At 72.4% G+C, this 18,289-nt stretch carries 17 protein-coding genes; 10 read left to right on the top strand and 7 right to left on the bottom strand.

Going from position 1 to position 18,289, the window contains the following annotated elements; translation table 11 throughout:
• Positions 1 to 9: 9 nt before the first annotated feature.
• Positions 10 to 885 (top strand): TauD/TfdA dioxygenase family protein, encoded by an 876-nt coding sequence (locus tag ACLQ20_RS20175; RefSeq protein ID WP_151455464.1) that lies wholly within the window; start codon positions 10 to 12, stop codon positions 883 to 885.
• A 149-nt stretch (positions 886 to 1,034) separates the two neighbouring features.
• Here ACLQ20_RS20175 and ACLQ20_RS20180 read toward each other — a convergent pair whose 3' ends face one another.
• Positions 1,035 to 2,090, bottom strand: coding sequence for an FAD-dependent oxidoreductase (locus ACLQ20_RS20180; protein WP_425857238.1), 1,056 nt, complete (start codon positions 2,088 to 2,090; stop codon positions 1,035 to 1,037).
• Positions 2,091 to 2,362: 272 nt separating this feature from the next.
• Between ACLQ20_RS20180 and ACLQ20_RS20185 the strand changes: the two genes are divergently transcribed.
• The 8 genes from ACLQ20_RS20185 to ACLQ20_RS20220 all read left to right on the top strand — a co-directional run bounded on the left by ACLQ20_RS20185 (position 2,363) and on the right by ACLQ20_RS20220 (position 11,056).
• On the top strand, positions 2,363 to 3,004 hold the full coding sequence (locus ACLQ20_RS20185; RefSeq protein ID WP_425857240.1) for a hypothetical protein: 642 nt from the start codon (positions 2,363 to 2,365) through the stop codon (positions 3,002 to 3,004).
• Positions 3,001 to 4,020 carry a hypothetical protein gene (locus ACLQ20_RS20190; RefSeq protein ID WP_151455467.1) on the top strand — a complete coding sequence of 340 codons (1,020 nt, stop codon included), beginning with the start codon at positions 3,001 to 3,003 and terminating at the stop codon, positions 4,018 to 4,020. Before ACLQ20_RS20185 ends, ACLQ20_RS20190 begins: the two co-directional genes overlap by 4 nt.
• Positions 4,017 to 4,289, top strand: a complete 273-nt coding sequence (locus ACLQ20_RS20195; protein ID WP_132240601.1) for an acyl carrier protein — start codon at positions 4,017 to 4,019, stop codon at positions 4,287 to 4,289. The genes ACLQ20_RS20190 and ACLQ20_RS20195 overlap by 4 nt, the downstream gene beginning before the upstream one ends.
• Before the next feature lie 2 nt (positions 4,290 to 4,291).
• Positions 4,292 to 4,543, top strand: a complete 252-nt coding sequence (locus tag ACLQ20_RS20200) for an acyl carrier protein (RefSeq protein ID WP_151455468.1) — start codon at positions 4,292 to 4,294, stop codon at positions 4,541 to 4,543.
• Positions 4,540 to 6,093 (top strand): long-chain-fatty-acid--CoA ligase, encoded by a 1,554-nt coding sequence (locus tag ACLQ20_RS20205; RefSeq protein ID WP_151455469.1) that lies wholly within the window; start codon positions 4,540 to 4,542, stop codon positions 6,091 to 6,093. Before ACLQ20_RS20200 ends, ACLQ20_RS20205 begins: the two co-directional genes overlap by 4 nt.
• A gap of 58 nt (positions 6,094 to 6,151) precedes the next feature.
• Positions 6,152 to 7,450 carry an SDR family oxidoreductase gene (locus ACLQ20_RS20210; protein WP_425857241.1) on the top strand — a complete coding sequence of 433 codons (1,299 nt, stop codon included), beginning with the start codon at positions 6,152 to 6,154 and terminating at the stop codon, positions 7,448 to 7,450.
• A 1,043-nt stretch (positions 7,451 to 8,493) separates the two neighbouring features.
• The gene (locus ACLQ20_RS20215; RefSeq protein WP_327028830.1) at positions 8,494 to 9,645 is read left to right on the top strand and encodes a SagB/ThcOx family dehydrogenase; all 1,152 of its coding nucleotides are present in this window, start codon (positions 8,494 to 8,496) and stop codon (positions 9,643 to 9,645) included.
• A 136-nt stretch (positions 9,646 to 9,781) separates the two neighbouring features.
• The gene (locus ACLQ20_RS20220; protein ID WP_192581455.1) at positions 9,782 to 11,056 is read left to right on the top strand and encodes an MFS transporter; all 1,275 of its coding nucleotides are present in this window, start codon (positions 9,782 to 9,784) and stop codon (positions 11,054 to 11,056) included.
• 74 nt (positions 11,057 to 11,130) lie between these two features.
• Here the strand turns inward: ACLQ20_RS20220 and ACLQ20_RS20225 are convergent, their stop codons facing one another.
• From ACLQ20_RS20225 to ACLQ20_RS20235, 3 genes are all read right to left on the bottom strand, one after another.
• The gene (locus tag ACLQ20_RS20225) at positions 11,131 to 13,260 is read right to left on the bottom strand and encodes a cellulase family glycosylhydrolase (RefSeq protein ID WP_425857242.1); all 2,130 of its coding nucleotides are present in this window, start codon (positions 13,258 to 13,260) and stop codon (positions 11,131 to 11,133) included.
• 179 nt (positions 13,261 to 13,439) lie between these two features.
• Positions 13,440 to 13,946 (bottom strand): hypothetical protein, encoded by a 507-nt coding sequence (locus tag ACLQ20_RS20230; protein ID WP_358121322.1) that lies wholly within the window; start codon positions 13,944 to 13,946, stop codon positions 13,440 to 13,442.
• 171 nt (positions 13,947 to 14,117) lie between these two features.
• Complete coding sequence (locus tag ACLQ20_RS20235; RefSeq protein ID WP_151453871.1) at positions 14,118 to 14,540, bottom strand: ATP-binding protein; 423 nt, start codon at positions 14,538 to 14,540, stop codon at positions 14,118 to 14,120.
• Positions 14,541 to 14,742: 202 nt separating this feature from the next.
• On the opposite strand from ACLQ20_RS20235, the gene ACLQ20_RS20240 reads away from it, so the two are divergent.
• Positions 14,743 to 15,108: an STAS domain-containing protein gene (locus ACLQ20_RS20240; RefSeq protein WP_425857244.1), complete on the top strand. Its 366-nt coding sequence runs from the start codon at positions 14,743 to 14,745 to the stop codon at positions 15,106 to 15,108.
• Here ACLQ20_RS20240 and ACLQ20_RS20245 read toward each other — a convergent pair whose 3' ends face one another.
• The 3 genes from ACLQ20_RS20245 to ACLQ20_RS20255 form a co-directional block, all read right to left on the bottom strand.
• Positions 15,109 to 16,335: a PP2C family protein-serine/threonine phosphatase gene (locus tag ACLQ20_RS20245; RefSeq protein ID WP_425857245.1), complete on the bottom strand. Its 1,227-nt coding sequence runs from the start codon at positions 16,333 to 16,335 to the stop codon at positions 15,109 to 15,111.
• A gap of 95 nt (positions 16,336 to 16,430) precedes the next feature.
• Positions 16,431 to 16,898: an SRPBCC family protein gene (locus tag ACLQ20_RS20250; RefSeq protein WP_358121317.1), complete on the bottom strand. Its 468-nt coding sequence runs from the start codon at positions 16,896 to 16,898 to the stop codon at positions 16,431 to 16,433.
• Between the two features lie 65 nt (positions 16,899 to 16,963).
• On the bottom strand, positions 16,964 to 18,169 hold the full coding sequence (locus ACLQ20_RS20255) for a hypothetical protein (RefSeq protein WP_425857247.1): 1,206 nt from the start codon (positions 18,167 to 18,169) through the stop codon (positions 16,964 to 16,966).
• Between the last annotated feature and the right edge of the window lie 120 nt (positions 18,170 to 18,289).

The raw sequence follows: 18,289 nt of genomic DNA on the forward strand, positions 1-18,289 counted from the left end.
AGGGAACGAATGGAAGAGCACGTCCTTGCCGCCGTCGAGCGGGCGACGACCCGCCCGCCGGAGCGCTACGACACCATCACCGTCCGACCGATCTCTCCGGTCATCGGCGCGGAGGTCTCCGGCCTCGACCTCGCCACCGAGCTGTCGGACGGGCAACTGGCCGAGGTCAGGCGCGCCTTCCTCGCCCACCATGTGCTGGTCTTCCGCGACCAGGTGCTCTCCGCCGAGGACCACAAGCGCTTCGCCGGCCTGTTCGGCGAGTTGCGCCGGCAGCCCCTCGCCGACCTCGACGGCGGCGACCCCGCCGTCCTCGAGATCAGCGCCGGCCGGGACTCGCGGTTCGTGGCCGGCGAGGACTGGCACACCGACGGCACCGCCGAGGCCGAGCCGTCGCTGGGCTCGATGCTCTACGTCACCAGGACGCCGGAGATCGGCGTCGGCGGCGACACCCTCTGGGCGAACATGCACCTGGCGTACGAGATGCTCTCCCCGCCGATGCGGGCCTTCCTCGACGGGCTGACCGCGATCCACGACGGCCTGATCCCCTGGCAGGGCCACACCCCGCCGCCGGAGTACGTCGTGCCGAAGAGCGAGCACCCGGTCGTCGTACGCCACCCGGAGACCGGCCGCAAGCTGCTCTTCGTCAACGCCGGCTTCACCTCGCACATCGTGCAGCTCTCCCGCCACGAGAGCCGGGCGCTGCTGGACATGCTCTTCGGCTGGGTCGCTCAGCAGCCGATCCTGAACTGCCGGGTGCGCTGGACGCCGAACACGCTGGTGTTCTGGGACAACCGCTGCACCCAGCACCACGCCGTCTGGGACTACTACCCGCACTCCCGCTACGGCCAGCGGGTGACCATCAACGGCAGCCGGCCGGTGGCGTAGCCGGTCGGGCCGACCCCGCGCTGACTCGGCGGCGGATCCGCTCGCCGGCCGGTGGAGGGCGCGTCGACCGGGGGAGGGCGTCGGCCGGTGGCGGCGCGGCCGGTGGTGGGCGTGGGCCGGTGGTGGGCGTGGGCCGGTGGGGGCGTCGGTCAGCCGCGCACGATCTGCTCCGTGTAGTCCCAGTCGTCGTCGAGGGCGGCGTCGCGTTCGCCGGTCAGGCCGGTCAGGTCCGCGCCCGCGACGCGGCCGGCGCCCGCGACGCGGTCCCGCAGGATCCGGGCCGTGACCACGGCGGCCCGGGTGCCCTGGGCGGTGACCGGGTCCAGGTGGTAGCCGGCGTCGCCGACCAGGCACCAGCCGGGCCCGCTCATCGGCCGGCGCAGCATGCGCATCCGCCCGGCGCCGCCGATCGAGGTGGTGCGGCGCCCGACGGCGACGGCCGGGCCGAGATACGGGTCGTCGCGCACCATCCGCTCGTACGAGCGCGCCGGGTGCCGGCCGGTCTCGTCGATCAGGCTCTGGTGCAGGTCCACCGCGACGCACCACTGCTTGTCGCCGCAGGGCGTCGAGATGAGGACGCTGCGGTCCTGCAACGAGAAGTAGGAGCGGTCGGTGGGCAGCGGCAGGTTCTCGAAGTAGGCCAGCAGCGCGAACCACGGTGACTCGACCACCCGGTAGGCGTCCGCCCCCACGCGCTCCGCGTTGCGCGACAGCCGGCCGTCCGCCAGCACCAGCAGGTCGCAGGTGACCTCGCTGTCGACGGCACCGTGCCGGACGGTCACGCCGCGCACCCTGCCCGCGTCGACTGTGAGGTCCCGCACCCGGGCCGGGCGCCGCACGGTGACGTTGCCCCGGCCGCGCGCCGCGGCCAGCAGCGCCGGGTCCAGCACCTCGCGGGGCACGCTCATCCGGAACGAGTGGGCGTCCTCGCGCGGGTAGACCCGCTCGACCACGTCCTCGCCGATGCGCTGGGTGTCGCCGTAGGTGCGCGGGGCGCCGCAGGCCAGGACCGTCTCCAGCAGGCCGAGCTCGGCCCAGGCGAGGTTGCCGGAGCGGTCCCAGGTGGACTGCTGCGGCCAGAACGCGGTGGGCCGCGAGGCGTCGAGGACGAGGACCCGCTCCGCGTACGGCGCGAGGGCCCAGGCGGTGCACGCTCCGGCGATCCGGCCGCCGACCACGACGACCTCCCAGTGGCCGCTGATCACGCCGGCACCGGCTCGGCGCGGTGGTGCTCCGGCGGGCTCCCGAGGTCGTCACGCGACACGACTCAGTCTCGCATCCGGACCCGACCCGGGGAAGGGAGCAGCCCGGCGAGGCGCGCGGTCCTCGTGGGCGACGAGGCCGGCGTCGCGCGACGGCCCCCGAGGTCGCCGCAACGGCGCACACCGTCGGAGGGATCTTGTTATTACTGGCCGATTACCCAAGACCATTAAATTCACCCAGGTCAGCGGGCTCCCGTCTGGACGTGGGGTGAAATGTGAACAGTCGAACAATCGCGCGCCCGGAGCCCAGGCTCGAGGTCCGGGACCTCGGGTGGCGACAGCTGTGGGCGGGCTCCCGGCTGCTCGCCCAGGCGTACGAGAACGGCGCCATCTGGGCTGCCGCCGGCTCGCTCCCCCGGTGGCAGCGCATGTCCGCGCTGACCGCGCTGTACCTGGCCGAGCTGGTGATCGCCCAGCTGATGAGCTCGGGCATCACCCTCGCCGCGTACCGGGCCGACCGGCTCGACGGGATCCTCGTCCTCTACGGCGACGAGCGCACGACGCCGTGGTGGGGGTGGGCGCTGCGCTCGGTGGCGTGCCTGCTGGCCGGGCCGCGGGCCGTGATGGAGGCGGTCCGGATCTCCAACGCGCTGGACCGGATGCGCCCCGACAGCCCGCACGTGTGGTTCGCGGTGCTCGGCCGGCGGGTCGACTCGGTCGGCGTCGGCTACGTCCTGATGCGCGCCGGCCAGGCGCGGGCCGAGGCCCTCGGCCTGCCGGGCTACCTGGAGACCTCGGCCGGCCCAGAGCAGGTGCAGATCAACGAGATGCTCGGCTGGACGTCCGTGGACGAGTACGTGCTGAGCACCGGAAGCGTCATCAAGACGATGTGGCGCGACAACCCGGGGCGGTCATGACGGCCCCCGGACTGGCCCGGGGGCTGGACACGCTCTTCGCGGTCCCGCCGGAGCACCGGCTCGGCGACGTCGACCGCGCCTCGGCGAGACAGGTCCTCGGCTGCGACGACCACACGCTCTCCACGTTGCTCGACCGCGGGCTGCCCGCCAGTGGTGACCCGGGCGAGGAGCGTTTCGACTCGCGCGACCTGTTCAACCTGGCGCTGTACTCGGGCACCGGCACGACCGTGCCGGAGCAGGCCTTCGCCTACTCGCTGCGGTGGATGCGCTCGTCGACCGAGGAGCTGCTCGCGCCCCGCGCCTCCCGGTTCGCGCTGCGGATCGCGTGTGCCGCCGACGCGTGCGGCCCGCAGCCGACCAGCACGCTGGCGTTGCCGCGCCCCGAACGCTGCGGCGGCGCGGTGCACGACCTGACGGTCGAACCCGCCGACGGCGGCGCCGGACCGAGCGCCGAGCGCGGCGACACCGTCACCCGTACGGCGTCGCAGCTCGCCGTCACCGCCACCGTCCACACGACGGGCGAGCGGGCCGAGCTGCGCTCCCCGGAGCTGCGGGCGATCGCCGCCGAGTTCGCCGCCATGGACCTGCGCTGGGTCAAGCTGCCCGAGGCCCTGCAGAACGACGTGGACCTGGTGACCACGCACGGCGTGGCGAGCTGCGACTCGGCGAGCCGGTACCTGGCCCAGCTCTGCCACCGGGCCGGCATCCCGGCGGTCACCCGGATCGGCTGGGTCGTCGGCATGCTCGACCTGGTCCACGCCTGGGTCGAGGTCGAGGACGCCGACGGGGCGACCAAGGTCATCGACCCGGTCTTCGCGCTGTTCTCCGCCACCGTGCGCGACACCAACCCGCTGCTGCGCGATCCGGCCGTCGCGCTGCGCACCAACCGGCTCATCCCGACGGGCCTGTCCACGGGACGGGCCGTGGCCGAACACCGCTGCGCCGACGAACCGTCGGCGGCCCGGCTCACCACGAAGATCCTCCCCGCACCGACACGCCCCCAGGAGGGGTCATGAGTACGACCGAGACCGTTCCGGAGTTCCTCACCACGTTCCTGCGCGCCAGATGTCCGGACATCGACTCGGTCGGGCTCGACGACGACCTCGTGGACACGGGCGTCCTGAACTCGATGCACTTCGTCGAGCTGCTCTACCTGATCGAGGCGGAGCTGGGCACGGAGATCTCCCTCGACGAGGTGAGCACGGACGACTTCCGCACCATCTCCCGGATCACGCGACGTTTCTTCACCCCGGGGCAGGGCCCCGGCGCGACACCCAAGGAGTAGCAATGTTGGAGACCCGCGTCCGCGAGGTCGTCGGCTCGGTGTTCGGTGTCGCACCGGACGAGCTGCCCGAGCGCCTGGACCCGGACACCGTCCCGGGCTGGACCTCGCTGCGCCAGATCCAGCTCATGATGGCGCTCGAGAACGCGTTCGGCATCGAGATCGACCCGAACCTGCTGCCGGCCCTCGCGTCCGGCCCGGCGATCGTGCAGTACCTCGAGGAGACGCTGGCGGTCCCGGACGGGACGGCCCGATGACGGCGTACCACCCGCAGTTGCGCACGGTGCACGACGTCGTCGCCTTCCACGCCGGGCAGCGGCCCGACCATCCGGCGGTGCACTGCGAGGACCGTACGGTCAGCTACGCGCAGCTGCACCGGTCGAGCAACCGGACGGCGCACGCCCTGCGGCGCGCCGGGGTCACGGCCGGGCACCGCGTCGCCTACCTGGGCAAGGAGTCCGAGCACTACTACGACGTCCTGTTCGCCTGTGCCAAGACCGGCACCGTGCTGGTCCCCATCAACTGGCGGCTGCGCGCCGGCGAGATCCGGCACATCATGCGCGACTCCGGCAGCACGGTCCTCTTCTGCGACGAGGATCTCCTGGACACCGTCGACGCGCTGCGGCCGGACCTGCCCGAGCTGCGCGAGGTCGTGTCGCTGGCCGGCTTCACCGGTTGGCAGGCCGACGAGGACGCCGACCTGGACCCGTCCTGGACCGAGGAGCAACCCCTGGCCCAGGTGTACACCAGCGGCACGACCGGCAACCCCAAGGGTGTCGTGCTGGCCCACCGCAGCTTCTTCGCGGTGCGGGACGCGCTCGCCTCCGAGGGCCTGGACTGGATCGACTGGCGGCCGGACGACGTGAGCCTGATCGGCATCCCGGGGTTCCACATCGGTGGACTCTGGTGGTCGATCCAGGGGTTCAGCGCCGGCATCACCAACGTGTCGGTCCGGGTGTTCGCCGGGCACGAGGCGGTCCGCCTCATCCGCCGCCACGGCGTCACCACGGCGTGTGTCGTGCCGGCCCAGTTGCAGATGATGCTCGCGCCGCCCCGGCCGAAGCGGGAGGACTTCGTCTCGCTGCGGAAGATCGTCTACGGCGGGTCGCCGATCTCCGAGGCGCTGCTCGGCCGCAGCATCGAGATGTTCGACTGCGAGTTCGCGCAGATCTACGGCCTGTCCGAGAGCGGCAACACCGCCGTCTGCCTGCCGCCGTCGGAGCACGTCGTCGGCGGGCCGCGCATGCAGGCGGCCGGCCGGCCGTACCCGGGCTTCGCCGTGAAGATCATCGACGGTACGGGTCGCGTGCTGCCGCCGTTCGAGGTCGGCGAGATCTGCCTGTCGACCCCGGCGCGGATGATCGAGTACCGGGGCCTGCCCGAAGCCACCGCCGCGACCCTGGTCGACGGCTGGCTGCACACCGGCGACGCCGGCTACCTGGACGACGAGGGCTTCCTCTTCGTACGCGACCGGATCAAGGACACGATCATCGTGGCCGGCGAGAACGTCTACCCGGCGGAGATCGAGAACGCGGTCTGCGCGTACCCGGGGGTGGTCGAGGCCGCCGCCGTCGCCGTGCCGCACGAGCACTGGGGCGAGGTCGTGCACTGCTTCGTGGTGACCCACCCCGACCAGCCCGCGACCGCCCGCGATCTCACCCCGTTCCTGCGGGGGCGGATCGCCGACTTCAAGATCCCGGCGAGCTTCGAGTTCGTCGACCAGTTGCCCCGCAACCCCAGCGGAAAACTCCTCCGGCGGGAGCTGCGCGAGAGGTTCTGGCAGCACCTCGACCGGCGCGTGGCCTGACAGCCGACGCGGTCCCCGTCCGGCCCCCAACACCCACCCTTCGTGCAAAGGCGGATCGATGCACATTTTCCTGCGCCACAACAGCGACCGGATCGCGCTGTCGACAGGCAGCCCCAACCGGATCTCGCTCGGCTACTCGGAGGACCCGCGAGCGGTAGCGGGCCGTCTTCCCCGACGCGGCGCCGACGAGCCGAAGAACGTGCTCCTGCTGGGCGCGAACGGATACGTCGGCATGCACATGCTGCGTGAGCTCCTCGGCGACGCCCGGGTGGCGACGGTCTACGCCCTGGTGCGCCGCAAGGGCGACAAGTCCGGCGAGGACCGCATCGCCCGGCAGCTGCGCAAGTACAAGATGGAGCTGCCCGACACCGGGAAGCTGTCCGTCCTGGAGGGCAGCTACCTGGATCCGGCGATGGGACTCGACCCCGCCGCCCACCACGAGCTGCTCACCGAGGTCGACGTGGTCATCGACGCCGCGGGGGCGACGACCCACGACTACCCCTACGCCCGGTACCGCGAGGAGAAGGTCCTGCCGACGCTCCGGCTCGCGGAGTTCTGCCTGCAGGAGCGGTTCAAGACGCTGCACGTCATCGGCTCGGTCGGCAGCGAGGTCTACCAGCAGCGGCGCGACTTCTACCGCAACAGCTTCTTCTACACCGGCTACAGCAGGATGAAGTGGGTCGTCAAGCACCTCAGCCTGCGGGCGAACCGTGACGGCGTGCCCATCCACATCTACCAGGCGCCGTTCGCTTTGGGCGGCGCGCCCACCGGGTTCAAGGACCCCGGCATGGAGTACTCGTTCTGGAACATGATCTCGCACATGCTCCAGCTGGGCCTGATCTGGGACTCGGAGGTCACCAGCCCGATCGTCGCCGGCGACGTGCTGGCCCGGTCGGTCGTGGACAACGCCTTGTCGGAAACGCCGCGGCCGATCAGCTACCCGGTGACTCCGGCGACCACCCGCGAGATCGCCGAGCGGTTCGACCTGAAGCTGGTGTCGTGGCAGGAGTTCCGGCGCGAACTGATGCGGCAGCACCGGTTCCGGCCCAGTCAGATCGACTGGTCGAAGCCGATCACCAGCATCAAGCGCGGCCGGCAGCAGTCCAAGTTCGTACGCTCGCTGTTCCCGCGGTCGTTCCACACGCTGCTGAGCAACATCCACCACGCCGCCGCCAACCCGACGGCCGTACGGCTCGACACCGACCTGCCGCCGATCGACGTCCTGGTCAACAACGCCAGGCGGATCCGCAAGCTCGGCAGGTACCTGCCCGAGGAGGCGGTGGCTCCCGTCGCCGTTGCCGCGCCGGTTCCCCCTCCGGCCCCCGCCGCCGAGCCGGTGGCCGTCGGGGCCGTCTGACCCTCCTCTCCTCGCGCGACAGCGACGCCGGCCGACCTGGTACCCGTGCCAGGTCGGCCGGCGTCGGCGTGTCGGCGGGCTGGCGGGCCGGCTAATCGGCCGCCCCTGAGGCTTTGACGCATCCGAATGCGTTGACCGGCCGCAGAGTCGCGGGCAGGAATGCCTGGAGACCAATGGCCAAAGGCCCGCCGAGGCGATACACCAGCACGCGCACGAATTCCCCACCCGCGCCCCATCGGGAGGGAATCCTCACCGCCCGACGGCATTGCCTGTCCGGGGACACCCGATTAGCCCCAACGCCGCTGAGGAGCGCCCGACCACCCGCCTGCGCGGCGGCGCGCCGAACCCGACCAGGGGCCGGCCGCCACCACCCGGGACGCCCGGCGAGCGCTCGCCAGTGGGTGCGGGGTCGGCCGGGACAAGGGCTCCACCTGCGCGAACGCCCGCGCCGAGCCGCTGGCCGGCACGCCAGCTCCCGGCACCCTGACCGCCGGCTCAGCCGCCCCGTCGTGGCGGCGACCAGGCACCCGGCGCCCCGGCCGCCGCCGGCCCTGGCGGTCGCCTCGCATCTCCATTGACTCTCGCTGTAAGACGGCCCGGGAAAGACCGCCAACCCCTTGGCAGGGGGCCGACGCATTCGCTACCTTCTCTATTGCCGCAAGCGGGAACGGATGAGGGGAGTTGTCGTGACGGCGTACCGCTCGGGAAATGTCTCCGAATTTCTCTTTCGGGGTCCCGAACGCTCGCCTCAGTCGACTTTCCCGCCTCGTCCGCCCGACCGATCCGCATCCTGACTGCGTATCCGCGGCACCCAGGTTCCCCCGAACGCCCGTCCCGGATGCAGCGGGGACGGTCCCGTCCAGGGGTGCACCGAGCCCATCGCGCCGGAGAGGAGGTACAAGCCATGGCCTTCGACATCGTGATCGTCGAGACGAACGAAGTTGTGCTGAACCACGGCGCCGTCTGACGCGCCCGGTGCCGGACCCGCGTGCGGGTCCGGCACCACTTCGTCCGTCGTGCTTCGTCGTGGAAAGGGCACCGGAATGCGGGTACGTCGCCGCGACCAGCTCGTCTGCCGCTGGGACAGCGATGCGCTGATGGTCGCCCTGCCCGGTCAACGCCGGTGGTTGCGGGTCACCCCCGACCTGCTGAGCCTGTTGCAGCGGCTCGACGACTTCACCGACGTCGACGAGGTCGCCGCCCAGTTCGGGGGCGAGGCCGCCGACGCCGCCGTCCAGGCGGTCCACAAGCTCCGCGAGGCCGGCATCCTCGTCGCCGACACCGACGACGCCTGCACCCCGCCCGTCTGGCAGCACTGGGGGCCGATCGCGTCGCGCATGCACACCGAGGCCCGCGACGCCAACTACCTCGTGGATTCGCCGCAACGCGACGCCACCGCCGCGCAGATCGCCGCCGACGGCGCACCTCCGGCGCCGTTCAAGCGGTACCCGGACGCCCCGGCCGTGCACCTTCCCCGACGCGCCCTGCCGCTGCGTACGCCCGTGGAGGAGGTGTTCGCCGCCCGGCGCACCCACCGCGCGTTCGCCGGCACCCCGGTCGGCATCGACGCGCTCGCCACCGTCCTGTCCTGCACGTTCGCGCCCCAGCGATTCCTCGACGGCGGCGCGTTCGGCCCGCAGCAGGGACGCATCAGCGCCTCCGCCGGTGGCCGGCACGAGGTCGAGTGCTACGTGGCCGTTTACGACGTCACCGGCGTCCCGGCCGGCCTCTACCACTACGCGCCCGAGGTGCACCGCCTCGAACTCCTCGACGCCACCGTCGACCGCGAGCGCATCGCCGCCCTGGCGTACGAGCAGGAACCCTCCTACCAGGGGGCCTTCACCTGCCTCACCACCACCGTCGCCGCCCGCCTGTCCTGGAAGTACCGCCACCCCCGGGCCTACCGGCTGTGGATGTTCGACGCCGGCCACTACGGTCAGACCTTCGCGCTGACCTGCACGGCGCTCGGCCTGGCGCCGTTCCAGACCGTGGCGTTCCACGACAGCGGCGTCGAGGCGATGCTCGGCGTGGATGCCGACCACGAGTTCGCCACCTACCTGCTCTCCGCCGGCAATCCCGCACCCGACGACGGCACCGGTCCCACCGGGCCGGGGTATCCACCGCCGTTCCGCCTGGCCGCCAGCTCCCACCGGTCACCGGCCGACCCCGCCGCCGGCCCGGAGCAGCTCGGATGAGCCCGACCGGCCGCATCGGCGTCCCCATCGTGGCGCCCGGCACCGGCAGCCGCGGGGCCCCGCCCGGCCGCGCCGCCGGCCCGGCGTCCGTCGTCGGCGTGCCGGCCACCGGCCACCGCCGGGCGCGCCGCACGCCATGAGCGCGCCCACCAGCCCCGCCACCGCCGCCGCGCAGAAGCTGAGTCAGCACCCGCGGTTCCTGCGGGTGTGGGCCAGCCAGTCCGCCGGGGCCGTCGCCGACCAGATCCTGCCGGTCGCGTTCGCGCTGTACGCCGTACAGCGCGGGGCCGGTGCGGGCACCATCGCCGTCATCCTCGCCGGCCGGGCGATCGCCCTGGTGGTCTGCCTGCTCGCCGGGGGCATCCTCGCCGACCGCGTCTCCCGGCCCCGGATCCTGTTCACCGCCGATCTGATGCGCACCGCCATCGTCCTCGGCACGCTGCTCGCCCTCGACGACCTGCCCCTGGCCGCGCTCGGCATCGTCACCGCGCTCTCCGGCGTGGCCGAGTCCCTGTCCCGGCCGGCCATGCGGTCGTTGATCCCGGCGCTGCTCCCCGCCGGCCTGCTGGAGCGCGGCAACGCCCTGATGTCCGCCGTGCAGCGCTCCGCGACCCTTCTCGGGGCGCTCGCCGGCGCCGCGATCGTGACCGCCATCGGCATCCACGCCGCGCTGGGCCTGGCGGCCCTGCTGTTCGCGACCGGCGCCCTCGCGGTGCTGGGCGTGCGCGACGTCGCCGCCGGTGACCGGCCCCGGACCAGCGTCCTTGCCGACGCCGCGGCCGGCATCGCCACCGTCCGGCGCCGTCCCTGGGTCGCCGCCGTCATGGCTGCCGTCGCGGTCCAACTCTTCGCCGGCACCGCGCCCAGCCTGACGCTGCTCCCGCTGATCGCCGCGGACCGTCTCGGCGGCGAACTCGCCTACGGGCTCGTCCTCGCGGCTGCCGCCGCCGGCGCCCTCCCGGCCATCGCGCTGGCCGGCCGGTGGCGGCCCCGGCGGCCCGGCACGGTCAGCATGCTCGCCCTCACCACCTACGCCGCCCTGCCCGCCAGCCTCGCCTTCGCCCTGCCGCTACCGGTCACGGCGCTCTGCTTCGCCCTCGGCGGATTCGTCGTGGAGATCTACTTCATCTCCTGGCTCTCCGCCCTGCAACGCGAGATCCCCGCCGAGGTGCTGGGCAAGACCCTCGCCCTGGATCAGCTCAGCGCGTTCGCCCTGCTGCCGGTCGGTTACGCCCTCACCGGGCCGGCGGTCGCGGCGTTCGGGATCCAGCCCACCCTCGTCGCGGCGGCCGCCCTGACCGCCGCGGCCAGCGCCGTCACGCTGCTGGTCCCCGGCGTCAGCACCTTCAGCGACCCCGCCCGCGCCCACGCCGCCGGTGCGCCGGCGGGCGGCGCGGACCGCAGCGGATGATCCCTTCGGGTACGCGGAACGGGCCGTGACCGCCTGGCGGCCACGGCCCGCTGCGCGTGGAGACCGCTGCCGGGTCAGCCCACCCGGGCGGCGGCGGCGGTGACGCCCGTGACGCCGCTGCCCGACTTCGTGAGGTGGTAGGTGACGGTCGTGCCGCTCCAGAAGTGGAACGTCAGGGTCACCCGGGCGCCGTCGTTGACCTCCGCGAAGAAGGCCTCGGTCAGCGTGATGCGGTTGCCGGCGTAGTCGGGGGCGAAGGCCACGTCGAACTCCTTGAACGGCGTCCAGTTGTGCGGGCCGGCGTTGCTGCCGTCGGCGTACTTCGCCTCCATGGTGGCGAGCTGGTCACCCCGGAACTGGGTCGGCACGGCGAACGAGGTGGTGCTCCCGGTCGCGTTCGACAGCACCGGCGGGTCGTACGTGATCACGTTGATCCGCCACGGGACCCCGGCGGAGAACCGCGCGTGCAGGGTGGCGTTCACGCCGTACGCCCGGCTGCCGACCAGCCGGGTCAGCGCGCTCGCGGTGAGCGTGAGCTGGCTGCCCGACACGGTGTAGTCGGTGCCCTGCGCCAGGGCGGTGCTGCCCTGGTACAGCCCCTGGATGGTGGTGCCGTTCAGGTTCAGCGCGAGCGTTTTGGCAGTGATCGAGCCGGTACGCGGCACGTACACCTGGTCGGCGTAGGCCGTGCCGGAGCGGGTGGTCCAGCTCGACTTGATCTGCGCGAACAGCTCCGCGTCCTTCCACTGGAACGTGAGCCGGTTGAAGTGCTGCCCGTTGTCCCAGAACTGGGTGGTGATCTTCCTGGTCTTCGCGTACCAGCCGAGGAACTCGAAGAACTTCAGCTTCTCGCCCTGCTGGATGGTGCCGGTGTGCCGGTCGAAGCCGAGCAGGCCGTACTCGCCGATCACCACCGGGATGCCCTTGGCGACGAAGGCGTTGTGCACCCGGTCGAAGGCGTCGGTCAGGTCCTTCTGGGTGGTGGCGTCGAACCGGGTGCCCCCGGCGACGTTCACGCTGAACGGCCAGTAGCCGTAGAAGTGCACGGTGGCGATCAGGTTGCGGTCGCCCAGCTGGGTGAAGGTGCTGGTCAGCTCGTCGATGCGGGCCTGGTCCGACGAGGTGTGCAGGGTGGGCAGGACGAGCATCCGGGTGGCGTTGTTGCCGCCGGAGGCCCGCACGATCCGGTGGAAGGACGTGTTCAGCTCGTGCAGCAGCTGGGCGTTCTGGGCGTCGCCGGAGCTGTTGGCGAACTGCGGCTCGTTGACGCTCTCGAAGTGCAGCCTCGGCGAGGCGTCCCGGAACGCGGCCGCGATCTGGGTCCACAGCGCGTTGTAGCGGTTGAGGACGGTGGTCCGGTCGGTCGGCATCGCGTTGATCCACTGCCACGAGTCGTGGTGGATGTTGATCATTACGTAGAAGCCGTCGTCCAGGGCCCAGCCGACGACCTCCTTGATCCGGTTGAGCCACGCCGCGTCGATCGTGTACGCCGGCGCGGCCCCGTGGTGGTTGCTCCAGGTGACCGGGATCCGGATGCTGTTGAAGCCCTGCGCCCGGACGGCGTCCAGCTGCGCCTGGGTGACCCGCGGGTTGCCCCAGGCCGTCTCGTCGCTGCCGACCGCGTCGAAGGTGTTGCCGAGGTTCCAGCCGGGCTGCATCGCGGCCACGTAGGCCATCGGGTCACCGGTCGGCGGCGGGGTGGTGGGTGGCGGGGTGGTGGGTGGCGGGGTCGTCGGCGGGGCGGTGGTCGGCGGGGCGGAGGTGGGGCCGACGCCGCCGGTGCAGGTGACGCCGTTGAGGGCGAACGACGTGGGGGCGGTGTTCGCGCCCGACCAGGAGCCATTGAAGCCGAAGGACACCGTGGCGTTGGTGCCGATGGCGGCGTTGTAGCCGACGTCGGTGGCGGTGACGTTGGCGCCGGCGGCGGTGACGTTGGCGTTCCACGCCGAGGTCACCTGCTGCCCGGAGGGGAACGTCCAGGTCAACCGCCAACCGTTGATCGGGTCACCGAGGTTGGTCACGGCCACGTTCGCGGTGAAGCCGCCGGGCCACTGGTTGGCCGAGTACGCCACCCGGCAGCCGGCCGCCGCGTGCGCGCTCACCGCGAACGTCAGGCCGAGGCTCACCAACAGCAGGGTGAGGGCGCCGGTGAACAGGCTCAGCCGCCATCGGGTTCTTCTCGTCGTGCCTCGCATCTCGGCCATGACGCTCCTCGCCTGGGGTGCCGCTGGGACGGGCTCGCGGCAGGCGCCACCACGAACGCGGCCGCACCCGATCGCGAACCGCAGATTAAGTTTGGATTCCAAACTTTGTCAATCGGCGCACCTCTATCTGGGCAAGGAGGCGCGGGACGGCCGGAGGTCCGACCGCCCCGCGCCGCGCCTCACTGGTTGCGGCGGTACACCTCGATGTACGCCGCGGAGCGGTACTGCTGCTTCACGTCCTCGGCCAGCACACCGATCCACAGCGGGCCGGTGCCGGTCTTCGAGCTGACCCTGGTGTGCGCCGGGTCCAGGGCGCCGGTGGGCAGGAACGCCGGCTGCTCCACCACGGCGGAGTGGTACGCGTCCGTGCCCCCCAGCCACCAGACCAGCACGTCCCTGGCCGCGACGTTGCGCGCGTTGTCGATCCGCCCGAGTGTCTGGTACTCGTCGGCCAACACCTGCGGCAGGAAGTCGCCCCAGACGGTGTACCTGTGCGCCCCGAAGGTGCCCAGCGAGTAGCCATGGCAGAAGAACCTCTGGTCACCGGTGACGGTGGGCGCCGCCCGCCACGCCTCCACGCGGGTGCCGAGATCGGTGCGTACGGAGAGGTTCATCCCGCTGACGTTGTTCGCCAGCGCGGGCTGGAGGAGGATCTGGTCGCCACTGGTCAGGTCGAACGGCTGCATGGGACTCCTCGGCACATGTGCGACGGATGTGAGCAGGGTTCGACCCTCGACCATCCGGTCACGCACGGCAAGCATGAGGTCACCAACCCGACCGGGGACGGGACGATCCGCGCGTGCCGGTCGGCGATGTCCCGGACGATCCGGCGGGCCGTGGCCGGCCGTCGACGGCGGTCAGGCGACCGGCGACGTCCGTACGCCGGTGAGGTGTTTGGTGACGCGTAGCAGCACCTGGTCCGATGGCCCGGCGACGAAGGCGGCCGTGTCGGCCAGCGCGGTGATCAGGGGCAGTCCGCGACCACCGACGGTGAGCGGGGCGGGCAGTGCGGCGTCGAGCCCGGCGCCGTCGGGGATGCTGCCGCGGTTGCCGACCTCGAGCAGGCAGACGTCGTCGTCGATCACGATGGTGATGTCGACGCTGCTGTCGGCGTCCGCGTGCAGCACCGCGTTGGTGCACGCCTCGGTGATCAGCACGGCGAGGTGACCACGGGAGTCCTCGGCGGTGTCGGTGAGGCTCAGCAGGGTGGCGAGTACGTGCCGGGCGCGGGTCACCGAGGACGGTCGACGCGGGAGTGAGAACGTCGTGGTTACGCGCATCGCGCCGTTCCTCCTCCCCGCTGGGTGACCGCGCCGGACTACTGTGCCACAACTCGGGGCGGGACGCTTCCGCGGTGATCAGCACTACCCGGAGTTGCCGCGGTCAAACGGCCGGGCGTGTCGGCGCGACGCACGCCGGCCGGCGGCGGTCCGCACCCGGCAGCATAGGGTGAGCGGGGATCATCGGCGTGGGGAGGCTGTCGTGGCACTGCTGTTGTCGGTCCGGCCGGGCCGTGGTTGCACCGTGCTCGAGGTGCGCGGCGAGCTGGACCTGGCGACGTCCCCGCAGTTGCGTGAGGGTCTGCAACGGTTGGTCGACGCCGGTGACCGCCAGGTGGTGGTGGACCTGGCCGAGGTGGGGTTCATGGACTCCAGCGGGCTGGGCGCGCTGGTGGTGATGTTCAAGGCGTTGCGTGACGCCGGCGGTCGGCTCTGCCTCGCCGCGGTGCAGCCCGCCGTGCGGAGCGTCCTGACGGTCACGTCGGTGGACCGCGTGATCGACATCTACGACAGCGTGCCGGCGGCCGAGGCCGATCTGCCGTCCGGGCACGACGCGACGGGCCGGTAGTCAGTCGGGCAGCGCGCCGCTGGCACGTGCCTGGTCGGCGCCGGCGCTGGTGCTCCGGTCCTCGCTGTGCCCGCCGTGCCAGTCGAGGATGAACAGCGTGGCATCGTCGGCCAGAGTCGGCCCGCTGACCTCGAGCACGGCATCCGCCAACGCCCGGGCGGCCTCGCGCGGATGCAGCCCGGCGATCGACCGCAAGTGGGCCGGAAGGTCCAGGCTGGCGGCGTTGCGCTCCCGCATCCCGTCGGTGATCACCACCAGACGGTCGCCCGGTCGCAGCGTGACCTCGCCTGCGCCGTAACTGGCTTCGGCGAACATGCCGAGGGGGAAGTTGGCCGGTAGCGACAGCGCCCGGGTGTCCCCGTCGCGCACCAGCAGCGGCGGCACGTGCCCGGCGTTGAGCAGCGCGCACACCCCCGCGCGCAGGTCCAGACGGCCGAGGACCGCCGTGACGTAACTGCCGGGCACGCTGGCGTGAGCGGCCACGTCGGCGTTCGCAGCGTCGGCCTGCTCCACCAGACCAGCCCCGCGGCGGCGGCTGTTGCGCAGGCTGCCCACGCCCAGCGTGGCCGTCAGCGCACTGGCCACCCCGTGGCCCATCGCGTCGGTGACGCTGAAGTGCAGCACGTCGCGGGCGAGGCTGTAGTCGAAGGTGTCCCCGCCGATGCTGGCGGCGGGTTCGAGCCAGCCGGACAGGGTGAACGCGCTGGCCTCACACGTGAACGAGGCGGGCAGCAGGCGGCGCTGGATCTCCCCGGAGAGAGTGAACGGGGTCGTCCGTTGCCCCCACTCGAACAGGTCGGTGTACCGCCGGTTGGCGATCACCACGAACGCCAACACGTGCGCCGTGCGGGCGATCTCCTCCAGCGTTCGCGCATCGGGCTCGTCCGGCAGGACCATCTCGAGCAGGCCCATCGCCTCGCCGCGCTCGGTCACGGGCGCCAGCACGGTCCATCCGTCGGGCTGCGCGAGAACCTGCACCGCCTGGGCGCGCAGCGCCTGCTCGGCGGGGCCGCCGTCGAACGGCATCACCGTGGCGGCCTCGTCGCCGTCCCGGCGTCCCGCACCGGCGCCGTCGAGCGGCACGTGGGTCAACCGGACCAGCGCCCGGCCGCTGAGGTCCGCGATGAGGAACGCGATCGTACGTGCCCCCAGCGCCGCGCCGAGCCCTCGCGTGACCGCCTCCACCGCCTCGACCGGCGAGGCGTTCTCCGCAGCATCCAACAACATCTGAACCACGATCCGCCCTCGACTGCTCTCCACTGTCGGAGCCTACCGACCCGGCCGGTGAGCGCCGAGTACGGCGATCCTCCCCCGCGACGACCTCAGCCAGCCGCTTCGACGTACGACGCCAGGTTGGCCAGCGAGGAGGCGATCCCGGCCTCGTGGTCCGCCTGGTCGATACCGCGTGGTACGTCCGTGGCGGTGACGGTCACCTCGGTCCCCGCGCCGGTGGCCGCGAGGTGCCAGGTCATCGTCATGGTGCCCGCGTACGCCGGGTCGTCGGCCTCGAACACCGCCCGCTGCACCACGTGCTCGGATGGCACCAGGGCGGCGAACCCGACGTCGACGACATCCGTCGCGTCCGACGTCTTGCCGGGGCTGTCGGCGGCGTCGAGGTAGGTCAGGACCATCCGGAACCCGCCTCCGGGCCGGGGATCCCATCGCTCGATCCGCCCGCGCATGCCGTCCGGCGGCAGCCACGCCTCGAGCGCCTCCCGGTCGAGCAGGGCGCCGTAGACGGTCGCCGGTGGTGCCGCGATCACCCGGCTGGCGCGGTCGGTCCGTCCCATGACCCGATCCTAGGACCGGGCCTGCGCCGGGCCCAACCTCATCGACCGACCCGGGGCGGTGGGGGTCAGCTCAGCCGGGAACCGGTCAGCGTCGGGTTGCGGGCGCCGAGGAAGAAGATGCCGGGGTAGCCGCGCGTCTCGAAGCCGTTGCTCGGGTTGCGGCGCAGGGTCGAGTTCTCGATCCGCATGGTGCCGGTGCGGTCGTTGCTGACGAAGAAGACGGCCCCGCCGCCCTCGTTCGCCTCGTTGCCCTCGATGAGGGTGCCGGCGATCCGGACGGTGAACTCGTTGCCGTCGCAGTAGATCGCCCCGCCGCTGCCGCCGCCCGGTGTGCCGGGCCTGGCCGGGTTGGCCCCGGTGCCGACCGCCCGGTTGCCGCGCAGGACGCTGTTCAGCACCGCCCAGGTGACGCCGATGCTGCTCAGGGCGCCGCCGTTGGCGCAGACGCCGCCGTCGAACGTGCTGCCCACCACGTACACGGGCTTGTTCTCGTGCTGGCTGAGTACCCGGATGGCCGCGCCGCCCAGGTCGGGGCCGGTCCGGTCGCAGCGGTTGCGGACGAAGCGCGAGTTGACCACCTTGAACCGGCCGCCCCAGACGAAGATCGCCCCACCGCCGCCGCCCTCGGTGCGCTCGCCGGTGGAGTTGCCGTCGGCGAAGGTCAGGTTCTGCACGGTGAGCTGGGGGTGGTCCTGGTTCTGGCAGTGCGAGGTGGTCCAGCCCTGCGCGCTGTCGCAGGTGTTCATGTAGAGGATCCGCCGCTGCCCCTGGCCGCTGAGGGTGACCTTGCCGCCGCCGTCCAGCACCACCCTGGGACCGTTGGCGTTGCGGACCTTGGCGGTGGCCGTCATCTTGATCGTCACCGGTTGCGGCCCGCAGTCGAACGTGATGACGCCGCCGGCCGCGACCGCCTTCACCACCGCGGCCGAGGTGCAACTGGCGGCGGTGCCACTGCCGATCGTCCGGGTCGGCCTCGACGTGTCGACGGCGCGCGCCTCCGCCGGCACGGCCGCGCCGCCGTCCGGGTTGCCGGCCTTCAGGGTCCCCGCCTTCGTCGCGCGCCCCGGGCTGGCGCTCGCGGAAGGTCCGCCGAGTCCGGAACGGGCCGTCGGGGCGGCCCCGGGGCTGCTCGCCTCGGCCCCACCGGCCGGCGTCGCCGCGGCCGGCGGGGCCGGGGGCGGGCCGCCGTCGGCGGCGGAGTTGCCGCAGGCGGGCAGGCCCGCCCCGGCGACGGACAGGACGAGTAGGGCGGCAAGCGACTTCACACGCACCCCCGTGATGCTAGGGGCCGCCCGGCCTCCGCCGTCGACGGGACAGGGACCAGCGGTGACGCCCGCCCGGTCACCGGACCCGACGGCGGACGAGCCCCGGTCGATCCACCAGCGATCGAC

The sequence above is a fragment of the Micromonospora sp. DT46 genome (genome assembly GCF_049841735.1).
GTDB lineage: Bacteria > Actinomycetota > Actinomycetes > Mycobacteriales > Micromonosporaceae > Micromonospora > Micromonospora reichwaldensis.